Here is a 20395-nt window from a genome sequence, read left to right on the forward strand (position 1 = left end):
GCTAAGTGGTGCTTCTGCGCTAAGTGAATACCCTTTTAAAACACGCTTTTCGTCATCCATGACCGCTGCACCTCGACGTCCTGTCTCGGAGCGTTTTAAAAGGGCATATCACTCATCGCTTCTAGTGATAAATCCACGCTCCCGCGAAGGAGCGACAACCAGCCGCAAAGCCGGAAAACATCAAAGAGACGTTTCAATCCACGCTCCCGCGAAGGAGCGACTAATATGGCAATCTACAATGAGGTAGACGCCTACGTTTCAATCCACGCTCCCGCGAAGGAGCGACAATGCTTCGTGGTCGCTCAATTTGCGCATTTTTGTTTCAATCCACGCTCCCGCGAAGGAGCGACGACATGTTGCAGGAGTGGGGACATCCTAAATTTGTTTCAATCCACGCTCCCGCGAAGGAGCGACCCTTCATCTTCTTCCCGATTTTCGTTTTTTGATGTTTCAATCCACGCTCCCGCGAAGGAGCGACCACCGTTTGGTTAATGCGCTTTTGCGCGGTTTAAGTTTCAATCCACGCTCCCGCGAAGGAGCGACGGACCTTAAAAAGCTCAAAAAGGCGATTTACCCGTTTCAATCCACGCTCCCGCGAAGGAGCGACCTTCCGGTGTTGCCCACCTTAGCGAGATCTTTTGTTTCAATCCACGCTCCCGTGAAGGAGCGACTGGTGATGTCAGCTTTGAGGGTTTGTCAGGGGATGTTTCAATCCACGCTCCCGTGAAGGAGCGACACGGAATATAACGGCGACTATGCCGCCAATACCGGTTTCAATCCACGCTCCCGTGAAGGAGCGACGCATAAAGCGCTTCTTTTTTTGCTCAATCAGCGGGTTTCAATCCACGCTCCCGTGAAGGAGCGACATCAGCAAGCGCAAGATTGCTGATGATAATCAGGTTTCAATCCACGCTCCCGTGAAGGAGCGACGGGGCCGTTAAGTATTTGGCAACTCATTTGCTTGTTTCAATCCACGCTCCCGTGAAGGAGCGACTTGCGCGGTTTTATTGGTTAATGTTAACAAACCTTGTTTCAATCCACGCTCCCGTGAAGGAGCGACCTTCGACAACTGATCATGACGCTTACAACCTTTGGTTTCAATCCACGCTCCCGTGAAGGAGCGACATTTAAGCACCTTTAGCTATATCAGTACGGCTATGTTTCAATCCACGCTCCCGTGAAGGAGCGACAACTGGTCGATTTATAAGTGAATATATGTCCCCTGTTTCAATCCACGCTCCCGTGAAGGAGCGACGGAGACATTTTAAAGTTAAGAAACATTGATTTGTTTCAATCCACGCTCCCGTGAAGGAGCGACGTCATGCTTGGCGACATCCTCAAAAAATCATTTGGTTTCAATCCACGCTCCCGTGAAGGAGCGACGAAGCAGCAAATTTCACAGCTTTCGCAAGCCGTAGTTTCAATCCACGCTCCCGTGAAGGAGCGACAACAGCTTGATTACAGGCTGTTTGACGGTGAGATGTTTCAATCCACGCTCCCGTGAAGGAGCGACTACCCGTGCTGGGGCCATCCTTGCCCAAGGCACAGTTTCAATCCACGCTCCCGTGAAGGAGCGACCCGCCACCACCGTTACATGATTTGCATTGCTTGTGTTTCAATCCACGCTCCCGTGAAGGAGCGACTGCCCCTTCTGCAAGCCAGAACTGGCAGGGGGCGAAATGGCATTTTGCGCTAACCTCGAATTTTACGCACTTTTTCAGCGTTCAAAATTTAGCCAAAAATTATAACTTACTGTTTTTAATATGAATTTAGTATGCGCTAGACCCCTAGGGTTTTCATGTGAACCAAGGGTTAGCGCAGATCTGAAAAGATTTGGAAGGATTGGAGCAAGGCAAAGCATATTTTTCAGGGATGAAAAGTCTGAGCGCGCAGGGATGCGAAAGCGACTTTGGCTTGCTTTAACCTTTCAAAGCCTCGCACAAAATCTAGCAGCATTGCGTTAAGTGAACGCCCTTTCAAAGCTACGACTTTTGGAGGTTAGAACGGACTAGAAAATCAAAATGAAAATGGATAGCCAGTTTTCACTCGCTATCCACAAATCACTCATTTAACTGACAAGTATTAAGCTAAATCGTTTAGGTAATCATCCGGTAACGAGGTAATTGCGGCGACCCCCGTTTCAATTGCTGCCTTTGCAACTGCGGTTGCAACACGTGAACATAAACGTGGATCCATTGGTTTTGGAATAATGTAGTCCTTACCAAAAGATAAGCTTTCCACTTGCGCCGCAGTCAAAACGGATGCCGGAACCTCTTCTTGCGCCAATGCACGGATCGCTTCAACAGCCGCTAGCTTCATTTCATCGTTAATGACCGATGCTCGGACGTCCATTGCGCCACGGAAAATAAACGGAAAACACAATACATTATTAACCTGATTAGGGTAATCCGAGCGGCCCGTAGCCATAATTAAATCATCACGAGCGCCTTTCGCTAACTCAGGTTTAATTTCTGGGTCTGGGTTCGAGCACGCGAAAATAACGGGGTTTGGCGCCATTTTTGATAGGGCTTCAACTGGCAACAAATTCGGGCCAGAAACGCCAACAAAGACGTCTGCGCCTTCTAATGCATCTTCCAGCGTACGTTTGTCTGTGTTGTTAGCGAATAGGCGTTTGTGCGCTGGCAACTCGTCCCTACGAGTGTTAATCACGCCTTGACGATCGAGCATATAAATATGTTCACGCTGCGCACCACACTTCACCAACATTTCCATACAAGCAACCGCGGCTGCGCCGGCTCCCAAACAAACAATCACAGATTCACCGATGCGTTTGCCTTGAATTTGCAATGCATTTAACAAGCCCGCGGCGGTTACAATTGCCGTGCCGTGCTGATCGTCATGGAAAACGGGAATATTACAGCGTTCAATTAGCGCTTTTTCGATTTCGAAGCACTCGGGCGCTTTAATATCTTCTAAATTAATACCACCAAAAGTATCAGCAATATTCGCAACCGTGTCGATAAACTCTTCTGTGGTTTTATGGGTCACTTCAATGTCGACGGAATCTAGCCCTGCAAAACGTTTGAATAGCAGTGCTTTGCCCTCCATAACCGGCTTAGAAGCAAGAGGGCCTAAATCGCCTAGCCCTAAAATCGCTGTGCCATTAGAGATAACAGCGACTAAGTTGCCCTTTGCTGTGTATTTATATGCATTTTCTGGATCGCTTGCGATTTCTCTAACGGGCTCGGCTACGCCGGGGCTGTATGCTAGGGCTAGATCTTGGGCACTCTCAGCAGGTTTAGTGATGGAAATACCAATTTTTCCTGGTACGGGTTCCGCATGATAGCGTAACGCTTCTGCTCTTTTATCGGACATAAATGTGCCTATAGGTGTTACAATGTGTGTTTATGAGGGTGACAAATAACGAATAATAACAGTTAATTAGCGAACCAATGTCCTACCAGTTGCGAAGAGTCTTTTGCCCTTTTTTATACTCCCAATAGGTTCTCGATTATTTACTTCGTTATGTTCATAAATCTAATGGGATATGTGTAAAAGATCCATTTATTTAATGTATGCAGAATATAAATTTTTGCACCAACTTAGACCAATATTTACCTATCAAAAAGCTTAATCGTTTAATAAAAGCAAACAGTTGGTATCGCTTTACTGGAGTTGAATCAATGATGTTCTGCGGAGAATCGTAGTGATGCTCATTTATTTTTAGAAGTGACTCTATTCTGGGAATATCGAAGCGACATGAAGGAAATAGCAGACATAAAAAAAGCATCCCGAAGGATGCTTTTTCTAAGCAATGGTTTTGCTTACTTAGACTTAAGCGCACCAAAACGTTTATTGAAGCGGTCAACACGACCCCCTGTATCAACAATTTTTTGCTTACCTGTGTAGAAAGGGTGGCAAGCAGAGCAAACGTCTAGGTTCAAATCTTTGTTCAAAGTAGAACGGATTTTCATAGAATTACCGCAAGAACAGTTAGCAGTAATTTCGTTATATTCAGGATGAATACCTTCTTTCATGGATAACCTCAATAATCAGGCCGCATCGCCAACCAACCCGAAGCTGGCCACCATACGTTGTTAAGTTCAAAGGTTCGCTGGAACAACATAGCGCACCGTTTTTAATAAATTCGTGCTTGCACAACCTAACAAACTAAGAATTAGGCTTGCCGCAAAGAGGCGCGCATATTAATGTATCAGCCTCAGTTGTTCAAGCTTTTAAGGTGCTTTTTTGATCAACTTTCATTTGAGGAATGCATGTACCGCCCTATCGTTGAAGTTGCCCTGCCAGTCCCCCTCCGTAGACGATTCGATTATCTCTGGTTAACCACTGCTGAAGTGCAGCCATCCCCCGGAATGCGGGTTATTGTCCCGTTTGGTTCTCGGCAATTAATTGGTGTGATATTGCAAGTGAAAGACACCAGCGAATGGGATAGAGCCAAACTAAAAGCGGTACGAGAATGTTTAGATGAAACACCGGTGCTAAATGAAGAACAACGCACTTTGTTGCATTGGGCATCAGGTTATTATCAACACCCAATTGGTGAGGTTTTTAGCACAGCTTTACCGGCCAAATTACGTAAAGGCGATACCAATACTCGCCCCAGCATTACTTATTGGAAGCTAACCGAACTCGGTGAGCAAACTGAAGTCTCAAGCTTAAAACGCGCCCCAAAACAGCAACAGGTGTTGTTGGCGTTACAAAAAGGCGCAACAACAGAACTACAACTGCGTGAGCAATTTAATACCGCAGTGTTAAAGCAGCTTGGTAAAAAGGCGCTTATTGAATCCGAAGACATTATTCCTAAGCCCAATACGCAATGGCAAAGCCAGCTCAGTATTGGAGACAAACCCTTCGCTTCGCCGGCTCAAGCAGTGATTATTAGTGCGATTAAACAACAGCTTTCGCAATTTAGTGTCAGTTTAATAGAAGGCGTAACCGGAAGCGGCAAAACCGAAGTGTACTTGCAAGCCATTGAGCCCGTGCTTAGTGCAGGCCGACAAGTGTTGGTTATGGTGCCGGAAATTGGTTTGACGCCTCAAACTGTGTCCCGCTTTCAAGATCGCTTTCAGATAGAAGTAGGCGTTTTACATTCAGGCATGACCGACAACGAGCGTTTGTCTGTTTGGCAGCGGGCTCAAAATGGCGAACTAGGTTTAATTATTGGCACCCGTTCATCGGTTTTTACCGCATTTAATGGGCTAGGCATGATCATCATTGATGAGGAGCACGACAGCTCATATAAGCAGAATGATACTTTTCGCTACCATGCCCGCGACCTTGCCATTATGCGAGCCAAGCAAGAAAATATTCCGCTACTGTTAGGCTCTGCCACGCCCTCTTTAGAAAGCCTGCATAATGCACTAAGCAAACGTTATCAGCACTATCAATTGCATGAGCGTGCAGGCAATGCAGTTAAAGCCAATTATCATGTGCTGGATTTACGCCAACAGCCGCTGCAATTTGGGCTGGCGCCTGAGACCATCAAGCAAATGCTGCATCATTTACAACAAGGCAATCAGGTGTTGGTTTTTCTGAATCGACGCGGTTATGCACCTGCGCTAATTTGTCATGACTGTGGTCACGTCGAAACTTGTCGTCATTGTGAACGGCCGTACACCGTTCATCGGCAATCTCAGCAGTTACACTGTCATCACTGCGGACATCACCGCTATTTGCCAAATCAATGTCAGGATTGCCAAAGTCACGATATTTCGCCTCAAGGTATGGGGACGGAGCAATTAGAACAAGGGCTGCAAACGCTATTCCCACAATATTCTTCCGTGCGTATTGATAGCGACACCATGCGCGGAAAGCAGAATTTGAATCAAACGCTGGAATCGATTCATAGTGGCAAACATCAATTGTTATTAGGCACACAAATTCTTGCTAAAGGCCACCATTTCCCCAACGTCACATTGGTGGTGGTGGTTGATATTGATAGCGCCCTATTTAGTGCCGATTTTCGTGGCGCAGAACAGTTAGCACAGTTGATAACGCAGATTGCTGGACGCGCAGGACGCGCAAGTAAACCCGGTACAGTGTGGTTACAGTCACATCACCCCGGGCATCCACTCATCGAAGATCTCATTCACAACGGTTATGCACATTTTTCACGTTTACTGCTGATGGAGCGCCAATACGCTAGCCTTCCGCCGTTCTCGTATCAAGCGTTATTGCGAGCAGAAGCAAAGCATGCAGAAGATGCCTACAGCTTTTTACAAGCTCAACTCGCTCCTTTACGCCAAACTCATGGAGTAATAGCCATTGGCCCAGTACCCGCGATTTTAGAAAAGCGACAAGGGCGTTATCGTTTCCAACTTGTGGTACAAAGTCCGTCACGCGCTAACCTTCATGCGGCTATACATCATACTTTGCCGGTTATTGAGTCGCATACCTTGGCAGCGAAAGTGCGTTGGTCGTTAGATGTTGATCCACAAGAATTTTACTAACGAGTGTTTACCTTCGAAATTCAAGCAGTAGAATGGCTAACCAAATTCTAACCGCAAACGATGAGATATGGCCCCTAAAGATTACGTTAGTCGCGGGCAGTCTAAAAAACAGCCTCCACCACGCCAGCCTTTTCCCTGGATCAGACTAAGCATTACCCTGATTTTGATCATCGGGTTTGTGGCGTTTCTTTGGTATATCCAAGATAAACAGGCAGATGTCGTTGAGAAGCAACGTGCTACGCCAACGCAGAAAAAAGACCCTCTGCCGGAAAAGCCAAAAGAAAAGTGGGAGTTTATGAAAATCCTACCTGACCCGAATACCACCGTAGAAGTGGAAGTGCCGGATCAGCCAGAAAGCAATAAAACCTACATCATGCAGTGTGGTTCTTTCCGCAAACTTGCACAGGCCGAGGCAATGCGCGCCACTATTGCGTTCCAAGGTTTAGAATCTAAGGTAAAAACCACAGACGGCAAAAATGGTGTATGGCACCGTGTCGTGTTGGGTCCATATTCAAGCAAACGTGACGGAGAACGCGATCGTCATAAATTACGACGCGCATCCATCACCACATGCCAAATTTGGTTGGATAACTAAATACAAACGCCATAAGTTATCACAACTAGAAATAGTAACTAAAACGCTCGATAAACTCGGGCGTTTTTCTTCTTGTAGGGGGGTATTTCCACTTCCTGAGACCTCAACAATCAATGCACTCAAATACAACCGGTATTGCGGGTTGTTAGGGTTGAAAAGCCACAAATCATCCCCACTTGAGAAAAATCATCTTTAGTTAGTAAGTGTGTTTTTCGCTCACTTACCCAGAAAACAGGAATTAACGTGACTACTATCGTATCCGTTCGTCGAGGCAATCAGGTTGTCATGGCTGGTGATGGTCAGGTATCACTTGGCAACACGGTAATGAAAGGCAATGCTCGCAAAGTCAGACGCTTGTACAAAGAGCAAGTGGTTGCCGGTTTTGCTGGTGGCACAGCTGATGCCTTTACCTTATTTGAGCGCTTTGAATCTAAACTTGAGCAGCATCAGGGGCATTTAACTAAAGCGGCGGTAGAACTCGCTAAAGATTGGCGTACCGACCGAATGTTAAGAAAACTTGAAGCGCTGTTAGCCGTAGCCGACTCCACAGCATCGCTGATTATCACAGGTAACGGCGATGTGATTCAGCCTGAGCACGATCTTATTGCTATCGGTTCAGGGGGTCCATACGCCCAAGCAGCAGCTACAGCGATGTTAGAAAACACTGACCTAGATGCAAAAACAATTGCTGAAAAAGCGCTAACCATTGCCGGTGATATTTGTGTGTATACCAACCACAGTCAAACCGTTGAAATTCTAGATTACTAAGTAGGAACAATTACATGTCTGAAATGACTCCTAGAGAAATTGTTCACGAGTTGGACAACCATATTATCGGCCAACAAGACGCCAAGCGCGCTGTTGCCATTGCACTTCGTAACCGTTGGCGCCGCATGCAGCTAAACGAAGATTTACGTCAAGAAGTAACCCCAAAGAACATCCTAATGATTGGCCCAACAGGCGTGGGTAAAACCGAAATTGCTCGTCGTTTGGCAAAACTTGCCAATGCGCCTTTCATTAAAGTTGAAGCGACCAAATTCACCGAAGTAGGTTATGTAGGTAAAGAAGTCGAGACTATCATCCGCGATCTTGCCGACATTGCCGTGAAAATGACCAAAGAACAGGAAATGCAAAAAGTGCGTTTCCGTGCTGAGGAAGCAGCAGAAGATCGCGTGTTAGATGCGCTTATTCCACCAGCAGAAAATGTTTGGGGTGAAAAAGAAGGTTCGGACACCTCATCCAGTACGCGTCAGGTTTTTCGTAAGAAGTTACGAGAAGGTAGCCTAGACGACAAAGAAATTGAAATTGATGTGGCATTACCACAGGTAGGCGTTGAAATCATGGCCCCTCCGGGCATGGAAGAAATGACCAATCAGCTTCAAGGCATGTTCCAGAATCTAAGTGGCTCTCAAAAGAAAAAGAAGAAGCTTAAAATTAAAGAAGCGATGAAGCTGTTAATTGAAGAAGAAGCTGCAAGATTAGTTAACCAAGAAGAGCTAAAAGATAAAGCCATTGAATCGCTTGAACAAAATGGCATTGTTTTTGTTGATGAAATCGACAAAATTTGTAAGCGAGAAGGCACGACAAGTGCGGATGTTTCGCGCGAAGGCGTACAGCGCGACTTACTTCCCTTAGTCGAAGGATCAAGCGTGAGTACCAAACATGGCATGGTAAAAACAGATCATATTCTGTTTATCGCCTCCGGCGCCTTCCAAATGTCAAAGCCATCCGACTTGATTCCAGAGCTACAGGGGCGACTACCCATTCGTGTAGAGTTATCACCACTGACTACGGAAGACTTTAAACGCATTCTTACAGAGCCCAATGCTTCCTTAACCGAGCAATATGAGGCATTACTAGCAACCGAAGGTGTGGACGTTAGTTTCACTGAAGGTGGCATCGATCGTATTGCTCATGCTGCATGGCAAGTGAATGAAAAAGTTGAAAATATTGGTGCTCGTCGCTTGCATACGGTGATGGAGCGTTTAATGGAGGATATTTCTTTTGATGCCTCTGAAAAAGATGGCGAGAAATTGGTCGTGGATGCGAAATACGTTGACGATCACCTTGATGCCTTAGTCGACAACGAAGATCTTAGTCGCTTTATTCTGTAAATGTGAACTGAGTTTTAACCTCATTCCAAGAACACGCTAAAAAAACCCCGACTCTTCGGGGTTTTCTTTTGATTATTCATCTGCAAACTCACTCAAGGTATGAGAGAAATGCTCAAGCTCATATTCAAGCATATTCCTTGATACTGCCACGCAACGCTCACCTTCAGCAATAATTTCACTTGCTCGGTGGAACTCCATGATCCCGAAACTTCCGACTTTGGGTTGTAACAAAATATCGGGCGGCTCCCCCGCTAATCGTGAGCGTGTGATCTTATCTTGCATAATGTCGATACAGCCCGCCATCACTGCAAATACGCCGGGGGCTTTATCTTCTTTTGGCCTTTCTGCTACTTGATGTAAATATTCTTTACTTGACGATAACAGGCGTGCGAATGCGTTTCGTTGTTGGTTTTCTTCTTCAAGCTCGTTTTGCTCTTTTTCAATTTCTTGTAGGCGCTGTTCTTTGGCTTTCCTGTTTCGAGCTTCATTTTCAATACGGCGCACCACTTTGTGGGACTTATCCGAGTTTAAGTCAACAGCAATTACAAAATCCGCGCCCAATGCTCGGCACAATGAAACCGGAATGGGGTTTACCGTTGCTCCATCGACTAACCATTGGTCTTGATGCCTAGCAGGTGCTAACAATCCCGGAATAGCGCAAGAGCAGCGGATGGCGGATTTCACTTCCCCTTGTGTTAACCACGCTTCACGACCAGTTTCTAGATTTGTCGCCACGGCTCCAAATGGAATATCAAGCTGGTCGAAGGTTAAGCCACCAATGGTTTGTGCGACCTTATCAAATACCCGCTGACCGCTCACAAGGCCCCCTTTTCCCAACCCCCAATCTAACAAGCCTAACACTTGCCAATTAGTTAAGCCTCGCACCCACGATTCTAATTCTTCAAGTCGACCAGCAGCCAAAGCGGCTCCAACAAGTGAACCGATAGAAGTCCCTGTAACCACATGGGGTTTAATGCCCATTTTGTGCAGTTCATTCATGATACCGATGTGCGCCCAACCACGAGCAGCGCCACTTCCGAATACAATTCCTAACTTCATCTTAGAGTTCCGATAGATAATCGATACATAACGCTATAAAATGCTTAAATATCTGACCAAAGAACGTGGGGGGTTGTTCCGATACGACACCCAACGGTTAAACAAGGAATCCTATGCGCCCATTAATCCTGGACGTCACACTTAGCATCCCTCTACAAACGGTTTATGATGCCTTCATCTCACCAGAATTACTACAACAGTGGTTTCGCCCACTTGGAATGACGGTTCAGCAAGCCATGTCGAACCCCACAGAAGAAGGTAAATTCGTTCTACGCTTGTCCGACGACATGAATAATATTCATACCCTAGAAGGCTACTATTTAAAAGTGATACCAAACCAACGCCTGCAATTTACTTGGCACTGGCTGGATGAAGATCACAAAAGCCAAGTGGAGATTAACTTTACAGAAATCAATGAAGGCACCACACAAATCCAGCTTAAACACAGTAACTTCGACGACGAAGAAGATTATAACCTGCATTACCAAGCTTGGATTATGTGTTTAGAGGAACTTTCCGTCGTGCTAGGCGGCTTATCAGCCCAGCATTAGGTATTAGTATTGTCTTCGTCTTGGTGTAATACAACGATACTATGACCGACTGTTGCCACAAGCCCTTGTTCTTCAAGACTTTTGATAACTTTCCCAACCATTTCTCGAGTACAACCTACAACCATGCTCAATTCTTGACGCGTTACTTTCAGTAACACACCTTCAGGATGTGTTACCACATCGGGTTGATTGCATAACTCAAGCAAACACGCAGCCACCCGACCCGTGACATCTAAGAAAGCTAAATCTGACACTTTTTTCGATGTTGATTGCAAACGACGAGTTAGCTGTTGGGACAACGTAAACATCAATCCCGGACGCGTTGTGCTCAACTCAGTGAACTTTGTATAGCTAATTTCGGCAATTTGACATGCTGTACGGGCGCGTATCGTTGCGCTTCTCAACTGACCTTTGTCAAACAATCCCATTTCACCAAAAAAAGCTCCCTGAGTCAGATACGCAAGAACAATATCTTTGTCGTTTTCATGTTGACGGATAACAGACACTGAACCTTTCAATAGGAAGAACAAACGATCCGTCTTTTCACCTTGTCTGACAACAATACTCTGTCGACGGTAATCTTTTATCGTACAGTGGGATAAAAAGTCTTCAATATCGATTTCTGATTCAAAATAAGAGGGCGATTCTGGACCCATTTCTCTCTCACTCTTTGAGTTAAGTACAACAATTACTTGGTTTGAAATTGGTTTGGTAACGCAACAACATAACGACACCGTAACACCTCGCGCCCCAAACCAGTGTATTCCTTCGTCAACAATTTGCCAAAAAAAAACACGCCATGACAACCACGTACAACCCAAACTGCTTGAATTTTCGTCGGTAGCGGGAAATTTCTATTGAGTTAGACTAAGGTCATTATACAGCCAAGTATTGTCTGTGTTTGCAGCAGTGATAGTGACATCAAGACAAAGGCTACCACAGGTTGTGTAAGGATGATGAATTTATGAATCTATTAGTCATTGATGAGTCAGTAGACTATTGCCAAACCATTGAGGCACTAATCAAGCAAACCTACCCCACTGCTTATGTTGAAAGCGCTATAGGACTCGAATCCGCTATTGCCCTACTTAATGAACTGCAATTTGACGTTGTTTTGGTGTCTGACGGCACATCGCATTTAAATGGTTTTTTGCTTATTTCGAAAATAAAAGAGCAACTTGCCAACCTACAGGTAACGCTTATTCTGATGAGCGATAGCTCGGACAAAGAGTACATCCTCAAGTGTATTCACGCAGGCGCACACAGTGTGGTAGCAAAAGAGGAATTGGATGCCAAAATCATGAGTCATGCAATTGTGCAAGCTCAAGCGCACTGCGACCTAGACAGTAAGCTAAGGAGAAGTTATGAAAAAATGCGACACATTTCAGAGCACGACTCACTAACCAATGTAGGGAATCGATACAAATTCGATAATGCTTTACGCACTGCCGTTGAACAAAGCCAAGGCCAACATTTTTGTATTGGCTTAGTCATGGTTAATATTGAACATTTCAAATGGGTTAATGATGCCTATGGTCATGAGGTTGGTAATCAAGTTCTTCAGCACCTTGCACAAACACTCCGTCATTTAGCACAGGATAACGAAGAAGTTTTTCGCTTAGGAGGAGATGAATTTGCCATCCTCTTAACGGGCTTACTCTATGCACATATTGATGACATCGGACAGCGCATACTTGAAAAGCTTAAAAAGCCGTTACAAGTGGGGAATCAAAAGCTCAAAATCAATGTCACTATGGGCGTGGCCTTTTACCCTCAAAATGCTCGTAACGCAGCAGAGCTGTTACGTAGTGCAGGTATTGCAGAATATTGCTCTAAACAAACCGGGAGCAATACGATTTGCTTTGTTGACGACGATATTAAAGAGCAATTTATGCGTCGTTACCAAATTGAAGAAGACATCAAACTGGGCTTGGAAAGACGTGAGTTTGTTTTGCATTATCAACCCATGATTTCTGCGAAAACAGGCCACTTACTCAGTTGTGAAGCCCTTGTACGCTGGCAGCATCCCACCCAAGGACTGCTTTTTCCAGACCAATTTGTTCATGAGGCGGAAGAGTCAGGGTTAATCTTGGAGTTAGGGCGCTGGATTATAGAAGAAGCATTACATCAACTTTACCAGTGGCAAAGCCTACTCGACGACAACCTCGTTATGTCGATTAACATTTCGCCTCGGCAGTTGCACGACCCCCATCTCGTTCAATTTTTAAATAGCAAACGTCAGCAATACAGCTTACTGCCATCACAAATTGAAATTGAAATAACAGAAACCGTACTACTGAAAAATACTACTGATGTGATGAGAACACTCAACGCGCTTTCTTCACAAGGGTATAAGATTGCGCTAGATGATTTTGGTACCGGCTTTTCTTCCATTCAGCATTTACATTCTTTCCCAATATCAACGGTTAAAATTGATAAAAGCCTGATGCCACATAAAAACAGCTCGAAAAAATCCATTTCGTTACTCGAAGGGTTAGTTTCAATGCTGAAGTCGATGCACCTTTCCATTGTTGCAGAAGGGATCGAAACGCAAGAAAACATGGTGTTTTGTCAGAAAATAGGGGTTGAACGGTTACAAGGTTATTACTTTAGTAAACCTGTTCCCAGTGATGTTTTAGCTTCGTTAGAGTTTGATGCCGAAACGGTATAGCGGTAGTAAGGCCACGGTTTACTACCACAAAAACACATTTAGCAAGGCGACCACTGCTGACCCTCCGCAAGTTAACAACAGTACCGGACGGAATCGGTTATCCACCCACGGACGCAACAATTTTCCTAAATAGAAACCTAAATAGGCAACGGGCACCATCGTCAGGGAAACTACCCATTGCTCTTGAGACATTAATCCTGCCCACATATAGCCTATTAGCGACATAATGCAGCTAAAAACAAAGTAAATGGAAAGATTGGCTCGGGCATGTTTACCCTCACTGTGCTGCATAACCAACGCCATTGGCGGTCCACCAATGCTAGTTGTTGTACCGGTGATACCAGAAACAAAACCGGCAATACCCATATTCACAGGCGTAGAAGCAAAGGGTTTTATACGCATAGTGACAAAGATAGTCAGCAACACCATACCGGCAACAATTACCTGTAACCATTGCATCGCAATCAACGCCAGAATCCACGTTCCAAAAACAGTGCCGGGAATACGTGTAATCATTGGGGGAACAAGCTGCTGCCACTGAATATCATGACGCTGATTCCATGCGTTACTGACACTTAATACTAGGGCAGTTACGGTTAATACATAAGGAACCCAAAGCGGATTCACCATCACAATAATAGGTGCGGCAATTAACGCCATACCAAAACCAACAGCAGTTTGTATGGTGCAACCAGCTAACAACGCGAGTGCGGCCCAGTACCAGGTTGAATCAATAACGGAAAGAAAGTCCACGCATTGCCCTCAAAAAGTCGCGATTATCCTTTAAAGAAAGGCAGACAGCCAGCTTATGCTTTCAATTCACGACATAACGCTGATTTATCCCGATAAACGCCTACTGGTAAACGCGTTTTTAAACGACCAAAGCTAATCAATGACCATTAGCGCACGGTATTCATCCAAAGCGAATTGGTCCGTCATGCCGCTAATATAGTCCTGTAACAATCGGCAACGATAATAAAACTCTGTGGTGTCGCTCTGCCCTTCTATTGCTTGTTGGTACGCTCTTACATGCTTATTGGAGAGCTTTTTGTACAATCGAGACTCAAGCAGCTTCGCCGATTTCTCGTTTTTAGCAACCGCTTCAAATTGCGCTCGTGAAAGCTTCAGCAGAGGCTGATACGCATTTAATAAACCGGAAATAACCTTGTAGCCTTTCAGTTCCATGGATTCCACTTCTCGATGGCAAAACGCAAATTCTCTTGCCACTATTTTTAAGGTTTCCGTAATCGCATGAGCTTCACTTTTATCTTCTAACAACGCTTGGTTGAAATGGCCGTTGTATACAGCATCAATATTGGAGATAAAGCGCTTCACCGCATGCTTCACTAGAGGGTGGATAACACTAACGCGTAAGCTCACAAAAAACTGACTAGATGGAGCGATAGGGTCTGAATTTGCCTGCTCTTTTGCCTTTTTCAGCATTTTATTTAGGTCATGTGCCGAAGACACTTCCTCCGATAACCTAAAGTCTTTAAGTTGTTTTGCAAACGCTTTGCTGAGCTCTTCACTCAAACGTTCTAAATCAATAATGTGTTTTTCTACCGCATCCTCTAAATCAGCAATACAATAAGAAATGTCGTCTGCTGCTTCCATGATATAGCTCAATGGATGACGGTTGCCTATCTGCATATCAAGCGCATTACATAGCTCTTCAACAAAGACTTTTTCACTGTCGTAATATCCTACTTTTTTTCGAATATACGCACCTTCATCTTCTTTGTCGGGTTTCTCCTCACTGCCACAGCGAGTGTATTTCAGAATCCCTGCGGTTTGAGTGTAGGTGAGATTCAAGTTAAGCAAAGTGTGGACTAAGCGAATTGCTTGCGCGTTGCCTTCGAAATGGCAAATGTCGCGTTCCAACTCTTCGCTCAAACGCGGTTTCTCGTTACTGTCCGTTGCAGCGGGTAATGAGTCGTGAAGATTACGCTGAAACCAATCATTAATCGCCTGCTCACCAAAATGCCCAAAAGGCGGATTGCCAATATCGTGCATCAAACAGGACATTTCAACTACGGATTCCACATGGCGCTCTAACCCTTCTAAACCATAGCTTTTAACGTCTTCTTGACTGAGCGCTCGAAAAATACTTTGTACGATAAAACGCCCAACTTGCTGCACTTCCAACGAATGCGTTAGTCGGGAGCGCACCGCTGCATTGCGCTCTAACGGGAAAACTTGTGTTTTTTGCTGCAAACGCCGCACCGCAGCAGAATTGATAATTCGCCCACGATCGCTTTCAAACTGCCTGAGAAGCGCATCAGCATCTTTGCACTCTTTGGTATTCTCTGGCCTTTTCGGGTTTATTTTAGTTTTAAAATCAATCATTCAGTTATCCCGCTTCCAAATTCATGCAGCTTAGTGTTTTGGATAGTCTTCATTAATGTGTTGATTGTCTGGTAAGGATTCTCGCAACAATCGGAAACATATCCAAGTGAAATAACCTACCAACGGTACCGTTCGGTAATATTAGTGCTTAATTCGTCAACTCACTTATGCTTAAACATCACTGCTTCCTTTTTATTTTGTTCGCGTTGTTTATTTCAGCGAATCCTGCTTATGGCGCAAAACATCAAGCCATTTTGCCCAGTGAGTCAGTGGATGCGCACTACCATCTCATGTGGGACAAAGCCAACGATACTCTGCAAGTTGCGCTATGTTATCGAGGTCTTGCTGCAATAACCTTAACCAATCACAGCACTAAACAATCGGCTTACACCCGCTCATTTATCCAAGCAGGAACAACCTTAAACATTCATGGGTCTCAAGTTACAACTCATGGAAAAGCGTCACCCAATGAATGTGTGTATTACGAAGTTGATGTAAGCACAACGAGCGATTGGCGCAACACGCTCAAAAGTCATGGCGCGATTGTACTAAATACAAAACGCTGGTTTTGGTTCGACCCGGCTTTCCGTCACGCTGAATTCACTATCACCGACAAAACGGGAGAGCGTATTCAGGCGTTCCTGCCGTTTAAAAAAGTGGGGATGCATTATCAAATTTCCGAGACGGGCTTGGAATGGGATAGTCGAACGCTTTTAGGTGAGATCAAAACTGAAACACTACACCTACATAATACGTCGTTAGATGTCGCTATTGCGGGTTCCGCTACATCACGATCCAACGATTGGTTATCGTGGTTAAACGTGACCGCGCAGGCCATTGAATCGGTATATGGTCGCTTCCCTCAGACCAATGTAAAAGTGTTAATCATCCCCATAGGTAAACGCTCTGGGCCAACTCCTTGGGGAGAGGTTCAACGAGGTGGTTATCCTTCTGTTCACTTTTTTATTGACCAAACCCGCCCACTCGAAGAATTCATCGCCGACTGGACGGGAAGCCACGAACTCAGCCATTTATTTCTGCCTAAGTTGATTCCAGGTGCTCGTTGGATGTCTGAAGGCATTGCCAGCTATTATCAATATGTCGCGCGCGCACGAACAGGGCTTATTACACCTCACACCGCATGGCGTAAGCTGACACAGGGGTTTGAACGTGGCAGAAGGGACTTTAATCAAAGAGCACTTATCCGCGCCAATAAGACCATGCATGTTTATTGGGGAGGGGCGGCATATTTTTTATTGGCTGACATTGCATTACGAAAGCAGGGCAGCTCCCTTGATAAGGTACTTGAGGCGTTTAGTCGTTGCTGTTTGCCCAGTTTTGAGCGATGGTCCCCTCAAAGAGTCGCTAAACAGCTAGACACACTTTCCAATACCACCGTCTTCACACAACTCTTAAAGAAAGAAGCATCTTTGCGCCAGTTCCCTTTATCAAAACCTCATGAGGCAGCGTTAAATTTAAATCAAAAAGAACGACTCGACGCTATTTTTACAACAGGTAAAGTAGCGTTAACCAAAGGATAACCCACTTTTCCTTTATACGAACATTTGCCTGAGTTTTTTAGTATCACATAAGTGACAACCACTCTTGAAAAAGAGGCGTATTAACGAGGCTTTACCGAATTTATTTCTCCGTAAACGTAAATAATATTGCACAAAAACTCTTGTTCAACTCGATTTATAAGGCTTTTACTACCCCAAAACTTACCTGCACTTTTAACAAAACATAACTAATTTGCTTCTTTCTTATGAATAATTTTTTTTGTAAAGAACTTTTAGTTACTAATGAAACCTTAATAAGTAAAACCATTTTACCCCATTGAGAATCTATATTCCGCATAGACTCAACGTCTTGAAAAAACCAGAGTAATCAATTTCACATATACGTAAAATTGACTTTAACGACTGTCTTAATAAGCATTCATATTTGTGACAACAATATTACCTTATGTGTATAATGCCGATTAGCACATTTAATTGTGCCTTAATTTACCTTTAGGAGTTGAAAAAATGAAATTATCGCATAAAATATTATCCATCATTGTAACCACCTTTTTTCTATCTTTCTTAGCACATGCCACAGAAAGCAATAGCGCAAATGTGAACACCTTAGTTGAAAGCAGTAGTATTAGTTCTACAAAAGCAACATCGAATCAAGATTCATCAACTAGCAGTAGAACTTACGTTGCACAAGGTGGCGGCGGCGGTGTATTCCCACCAGACCCATCTTTAGCAAGCGCTTCTAACGTTAAAACGTTCTGTGTGGCAGGTTTTTGTTTGACCGTAACTTTGCCATAAGCAAGAAAATAGAAAGTGAATAGAGAAAACGCTTTTGATTGAATATTTATTCACCTTGGACAATTGCCTTCCGTATATTTATACGCTGATTTTCTTTATCAGTTTAGGCATTTACCAGCGGATAAGCTCCATCCTTATCACCACATCGGTGATAGGGTTTGGAGAATATATAATGAATGATATTAGAAATCCCCTCTTAGAGCTCGCGCTCAATGGGGACAGAGTTGTAGGCGTTATCTATTGGACGGGCACTTGGCTGCTCTGTTATCTAATGATGGTGTTTGCCATCACGCAATTACACCTTTGGAGTAACATCAGCAAAACCCCAAGTACACAGCGCGTATTATGGTTCTTATGCGCGCTGTCTAGCCTACAAATCCTACGATATATCAGCGCGATTACGGTTCAATCACCTGTGATCCGTGAAGCCTATCAATACGGTATTCCCGCTTTAAATATTTGTATTGGTATCAGCCTATTAGCCACTCTTTTAAAAGGAACCGTTGATGTTAACTTTAATATTAAAATTTCTCTTCGCCGGGATCTTTTTTAGCGTAGGACTACTGATATGTTTCCTCGCGAATCGCTCTATTAAGCGAGAAGATATTCCCGAATCTGTGTACGAACGCGTTGTTAACTGGCGTATGGAAATCCAACAAATGGACGACTTTATTGAAAAATGCCGTCAGTTAGAAGAATGGAAAACATTCATTAAAGCGTTACCGGATAAGCAACAATCTCGCTTGAAGCTACTTAAGTAACTCATTGAAAGCCGACATTACAGGAACTTACATGCTTATACTTTTGTTAACACATAGCATCGCTTTTCTGTTCATCTTGCTAGGCGTTGCCATCTTCAAGATCGCGCAAAAACCAGTGCAAGTCCAAGAGTCCCCGGAAGCTATGTACGAACGGGCAGCGCGCTGGCAACAAGAAATTATAGCGATAGAGGATATTGTTGAACGCGTGCAAGAAGATGAAAAATGGTGCCAGTACGTTAAGAAAATTAAAGGACGAAAAAATGGCTTAAGGGAAGTTTAACGTTAAGATGCCTTTCGGCTCTTTCCCTTTGGAATTAACTCATCTTGTACCAGCTCTGCATACAGCTGGCGGGCCATAATAATAATCTCATCTTGTGTGGTTTGGGACTCTAAACGGATAAACCCTGAAATCAGTCCAGCTTCAATAGATTTAAGGTATTTTGATGCGAAAGCCTCGAAGTCGGGTAATGCGTCAGCGCCTTGATTCTTTCCATTACTCTTACTGGCAATCATTGGCTCATTAACCGTTTTTCCCGATAACAACCATTCAACCGATACCCCGGTTCTTTCGTAAATCTCATAACATGCTTTATAGGGTGGATGTTTTGCGTCCTTCCATCCCTTCACAGTGCTCGCTTTTACCGCTAAGAACTTACTCAACTGATAATCGTTTTTTACACCACATGCTTTATGCATTCGCTGAAAAATTGCGGTTACATCGAATTCAGTCATACCTGCCTGCCTTTGAGTCAAAATATTTACGAATTTTCGCCCTAATACACCGATTAAACAATAAATTTTTACACTTCTTAGAGAGGAGTAAGATTGTTACCTGAACAAAGTTGCAAAAAATTGAAATAAATAATCGCTTTACCCACTCAAATACAAGCTGAAAGCAGAAGAAGGCAACCTAAGAAAGGAAATGACAAATTCCAACCTTAATAGCATTACAAATATCGAAAATTTATAAAGGTAAATATTTAATAATACAGAGTTATTAACTTCACACAGCAAAAGAAGAGAAAACCTATAACTAGCTGTTTTATAGTCACTTACTTGAATTATGGGCAGCATTAAACACACAAACCATTTATTTACCTTAACAAACAATTAACTTATATATTTTCGAAAATTCAGCTTGATCTATACAAAAATAATAAGTAAATTCACCGCGCATTTTTTCAGAGGATTCTTTATGCCTCTTAATTTATGCTTTTCAGCCGCATTACAAATAAAGATTGCTGGCTGACAGGAGATATCGATCACCTGGTTAAATTTTCGAAATTATTAAAATCAAAAAATCAACTTAGGGGTGAATCATGAGATTAGTGAAAGGAAGTGATCTACGCGCTATGAGAATGGTTGCAGGGCTTCGGACGTTAGATATGGCATCTGCAGCAGGGGTAAAAACGAGAAAAACTTACGAAAACTGGGAAAAAAATATTGGAACGCCTAGTGTTAACCAGTTTATCTCAATGGCTCAAGCGTGTGGTCTAAGTGCGGCAGACTTAATTTCTCATATCGAGTTGAGCAGCGCTGCTTGAAAGTCCCG

19 protein-coding genes and 1 CRISPR repeat array are annotated in these 20395 nt (G+C 43.9%); of the genes, 12 read left to right on the forward strand and 7 right to left on the reverse strand.

The window, feature by feature from the left end; genetic code table 11:
• The first annotated feature begins 125 nt into the window (after nucleotides 1-125).
• Nucleotides 126-1643: direct repeats of the CRISPR family, unit length 31 nt; unit sequence GTTTCAATCCACGCTCCCGTGAAGGAGCGAC.
• Nucleotides 1644-2082: 439 nt separating this feature from the next.
• The gene (locus HJG39_RS14660; protein WP_268410150.1) at nucleotides 2083-3336 is read right to left on the reverse strand and encodes a malic enzyme-like NAD(P)-binding protein; all 1254 of its coding nucleotides are present in this window, start codon (nucleotides 3334-3336) and stop codon (nucleotides 2083-2085) included.
• Nucleotides 3337-3785: 449 nt separating this feature from the next.
• Nucleotides 3786-3998: a 50S ribosomal protein L31 gene (gene rpmE / locus HJG39_RS14665; RefSeq protein WP_268410151.1), complete on the reverse strand. Its 213-nt coding sequence runs from the start codon at nucleotides 3996-3998 to the stop codon at nucleotides 3786-3788.
• A 237-nt stretch (nucleotides 3999-4235) separates the two neighbouring features.
• On the opposite strand from rpmE, the gene priA reads away from it, so the two are divergent.
• The 4 genes from priA (at nucleotide 4236) to hslU (ending at nucleotide 9140) form a co-directional block, all read left to right on the forward strand.
• Entirely contained in the window at nucleotides 4236-6431 is a 2196-nt protein-coding gene (priA, locus tag HJG39_RS14670) for a primosomal protein N' (RefSeq protein WP_268410152.1), read from the forward strand.
• A 67-nt stretch (nucleotides 6432-6498) separates the two neighbouring features.
• The gene (locus HJG39_RS14675) at nucleotides 6499-7026 is read left to right on the forward strand and encodes an SPOR domain-containing protein (protein ID WP_268410153.1); all 528 of its coding nucleotides are present in this window, start codon (nucleotides 6499-6501) and stop codon (nucleotides 7024-7026) included.
• A 243-nt stretch (nucleotides 7027-7269) separates the two neighbouring features.
• Nucleotides 7270-7794, forward strand: a complete 525-nt coding sequence (gene hslV, locus HJG39_RS14680; RefSeq protein ID WP_268410155.1) for an ATP-dependent protease subunit HslV — start codon at nucleotides 7270-7272, stop codon at nucleotides 7792-7794.
• A gap of 14 nt (nucleotides 7795-7808) precedes the next feature.
• Entirely contained in the window at nucleotides 7809-9140 is a 1332-nt protein-coding gene (gene hslU / locus HJG39_RS14685) for an HslU--HslV peptidase ATPase subunit (RefSeq protein ID WP_268410156.1), read from the forward strand.
• Nucleotides 9141-9212: 72 nt separating this feature from the next.
• Here hslU and rssA read toward each other — a convergent pair whose 3' ends face one another.
• Nucleotides 9213-10199 (reverse strand): patatin-like phospholipase RssA, encoded by a 987-nt coding sequence (gene rssA, locus HJG39_RS14690; protein WP_268410158.1) that lies wholly within the window; start codon nucleotides 10197-10199, stop codon nucleotides 9213-9215.
• A 113-nt stretch (nucleotides 10200-10312) separates the two neighbouring features.
• Between rssA and HJG39_RS14695 the strand changes: the two genes are divergently transcribed.
• Complete coding sequence (locus tag HJG39_RS14695; protein WP_268410159.1) at nucleotides 10313-10750, forward strand: SRPBCC family protein; 438 nt, start codon at nucleotides 10313-10315, stop codon at nucleotides 10748-10750.
• Here the strand turns inward: HJG39_RS14695 and crp are convergent.
• Complete coding sequence (crp, locus tag HJG39_RS14700) at nucleotides 10747-11406, reverse strand: cAMP-activated global transcriptional regulator CRP (protein ID WP_268410160.1); 660 nt, start codon at nucleotides 11404-11406, stop codon at nucleotides 10747-10749. The two genes, HJG39_RS14695 and crp, sit on opposite strands and share 4 nt — an antisense overlap.
• 308 nt (nucleotides 11407-11714) lie before the next feature.
• Here crp and HJG39_RS14705 point away from each other — a divergent pair, with 308 nt between their 5' ends.
• Nucleotides 11715-13421, forward strand: a complete 1707-nt coding sequence (locus tag HJG39_RS14705) for an EAL domain-containing response regulator (protein ID WP_268410161.1) — start codon at nucleotides 11715-11717, stop codon at nucleotides 13419-13421.
• Between the two features lie 21 nt (nucleotides 13422-13442).
• Here HJG39_RS14705 and HJG39_RS14710 read toward each other — a convergent pair whose 3' ends face one another.
• Both HJG39_RS14710 and dgt read right to left on the reverse strand, forming a co-directional pair.
• Entirely contained in the window at nucleotides 13443-14174 is a 732-nt protein-coding gene (locus HJG39_RS14710) for a sulfite exporter TauE/SafE family protein (protein WP_268410163.1), read from the reverse strand.
• 132 nt (nucleotides 14175-14306) lie between these two features.
• Nucleotides 14307-15767, reverse strand: coding sequence for a dGTPase (gene dgt, locus HJG39_RS14715; protein ID WP_268410164.1), 1461 nt, complete (start codon nucleotides 15765-15767; stop codon nucleotides 14307-14309).
• Nucleotides 15768-15934: 167 nt separating this feature from the next.
• Here dgt and HJG39_RS14720 point away from each other — a divergent pair, with 167 nt between their 5' ends.
• The 5 genes from HJG39_RS14720 (at nucleotide 15935) to HJG39_RS14740 (ending at nucleotide 19123) form a co-directional block, all read left to right on the forward strand.
• Nucleotides 15935-17308, forward strand: a complete 1374-nt coding sequence (locus tag HJG39_RS14720; RefSeq protein WP_268410165.1) for a hypothetical protein — start codon at nucleotides 15935-15937, stop codon at nucleotides 17306-17308.
• A gap of 486 nt (nucleotides 17309-17794) precedes the next feature.
• A complete protein-coding gene (locus tag HJG39_RS14725) occupies nucleotides 17795-18082 on the forward strand; it encodes a hypothetical protein (RefSeq protein ID WP_268410167.1) in 288 nt (95 codons plus the stop codon).
• Nucleotides 18083-18254: 172 nt separating this feature from the next.
• Nucleotides 18255-18635: a hypothetical protein gene (locus HJG39_RS14730; protein ID WP_268410168.1), complete on the forward strand. Its 381-nt coding sequence runs from the start codon at nucleotides 18255-18257 to the stop codon at nucleotides 18633-18635.
• Nucleotides 18636-18699: 64 nt separating this feature from the next.
• Nucleotides 18700-18843 (forward strand): hypothetical protein, encoded by a 144-nt coding sequence (locus HJG39_RS14735; protein WP_268410169.1) that lies wholly within the window; start codon nucleotides 18700-18702, stop codon nucleotides 18841-18843.
• Between the two features lie 31 nt (nucleotides 18844-18874).
• Nucleotides 18875-19123, forward strand: coding sequence for a hypothetical protein (locus tag HJG39_RS14740; RefSeq protein ID WP_268410170.1), 249 nt, complete (start codon nucleotides 18875-18877; stop codon nucleotides 19121-19123).
• Between the two features lie 2 nt (nucleotides 19124-19125).
• Here HJG39_RS14740 and HJG39_RS14745 read toward each other — a convergent pair whose 3' ends face one another.
• The gene (locus HJG39_RS14745) at nucleotides 19126-19575 is read right to left on the reverse strand and encodes a helix-turn-helix domain-containing protein (protein ID WP_268410171.1); all 450 of its coding nucleotides are present in this window, start codon (nucleotides 19573-19575) and stop codon (nucleotides 19126-19128) included.
• Nucleotides 19576-20162: 587 nt separating this feature from the next.
• On the opposite strand from HJG39_RS14745, the gene HJG39_RS14750 reads away from it, so the two are divergent.
• A complete protein-coding gene (locus HJG39_RS14750; protein ID WP_268410172.1) occupies nucleotides 20163-20387 on the forward strand; it encodes a helix-turn-helix transcriptional regulator in 225 nt (74 codons plus the stop codon).
• Nucleotides 20388-20395 lie beyond the last annotated feature (8 nt).

Source organism: Alteromonas sp. a30, from assembly GCF_026788005.1.
Taxonomy (GTDB): Bacteria; Pseudomonadota; Gammaproteobacteria; order Enterobacterales; family Alteromonadaceae; genus Paraneptunicella.

Excerpts from the sequence above, each read along its gene's own strand:
- HJG39_RS14660 (WP_268410150.1), bottom strand. The coding sequence starts at position 3,336 with ATGTCCGATAAAAGAGCAGAAGCGTTACGCTATCATGCGGAACCCGTA.
- rpmE (WP_268410151.1), bottom strand. The coding sequence starts at position 3,998 with ATGAAAGAAGGTATTCATCCTGAATATAACGAAATTACTGCTAACTGT.
- priA (WP_268410152.1), top strand. The coding sequence starts at position 4,236 with ATGTACCGCCCTATCGTTGAAGTTGCCCTGCCAGTCCCCCTCCGTAGA.
- HJG39_RS14675 (WP_268410153.1), top strand. The coding sequence starts at position 6,499 with ATGGCCCCTAAAGATTACGTTAGTCGCGGGCAGTCTAAAAAACAGCCT.
- hslU (WP_268410156.1), top strand. The coding sequence starts at position 7,809 with ATGTCTGAAATGACTCCTAGAGAAATTGTTCACGAGTTGGACAACCAT.
- rssA (WP_268410158.1), bottom strand. The coding sequence starts at position 10,199 with ATGAAGTTAGGAATTGTATTCGGAAGTGGCGCTGCTCGTGGTTGGGCG.
- HJG39_RS14695 (WP_268410159.1), top strand. The coding sequence starts at position 10,313 with ATGCGCCCATTAATCCTGGACGTCACACTTAGCATCCCTCTACAAACG.
- crp (WP_268410160.1), bottom strand. The coding sequence starts at position 11,406 with ATGGGTCCAGAATCGCCCTCTTATTTTGAATCAGAAATCGATATTGAA.
- HJG39_RS14705 (WP_268410161.1), top strand. The coding sequence starts at position 11,715 with ATGAATCTATTAGTCATTGATGAGTCAGTAGACTATTGCCAAACCATT.
- dgt (WP_268410164.1), bottom strand. The coding sequence starts at position 15,767 with ATGATTGATTTTAAAACTAAAATAAACCCGAAAAGGCCAGAGAATACC.
- HJG39_RS14720 (WP_268410165.1), top strand. The coding sequence starts at position 15,935 with ATGCTTAAACATCACTGCTTCCTTTTTATTTTGTTCGCGTTGTTTATT.
- HJG39_RS14725 (WP_268410167.1), top strand. The coding sequence starts at position 17,795 with ATGAAATTATCGCATAAAATATTATCCATCATTGTAACCACCTTTTTT.
- HJG39_RS14730 (WP_268410168.1), top strand. The coding sequence starts at position 18,255 with ATGAATGATATTAGAAATCCCCTCTTAGAGCTCGCGCTCAATGGGGAC.
- HJG39_RS14740 (WP_268410170.1), top strand. The coding sequence starts at position 18,875 with ATGCTTATACTTTTGTTAACACATAGCATCGCTTTTCTGTTCATCTTG.
- HJG39_RS14745 (WP_268410171.1), bottom strand. The coding sequence starts at position 19,575 with ATGACTGAATTCGATGTAACCGCAATTTTTCAGCGAATGCATAAAGCA.
- HJG39_RS14750 (WP_268410172.1), top strand. The coding sequence starts at position 20,163 with ATGAGATTAGTGAAAGGAAGTGATCTACGCGCTATGAGAATGGTTGCA.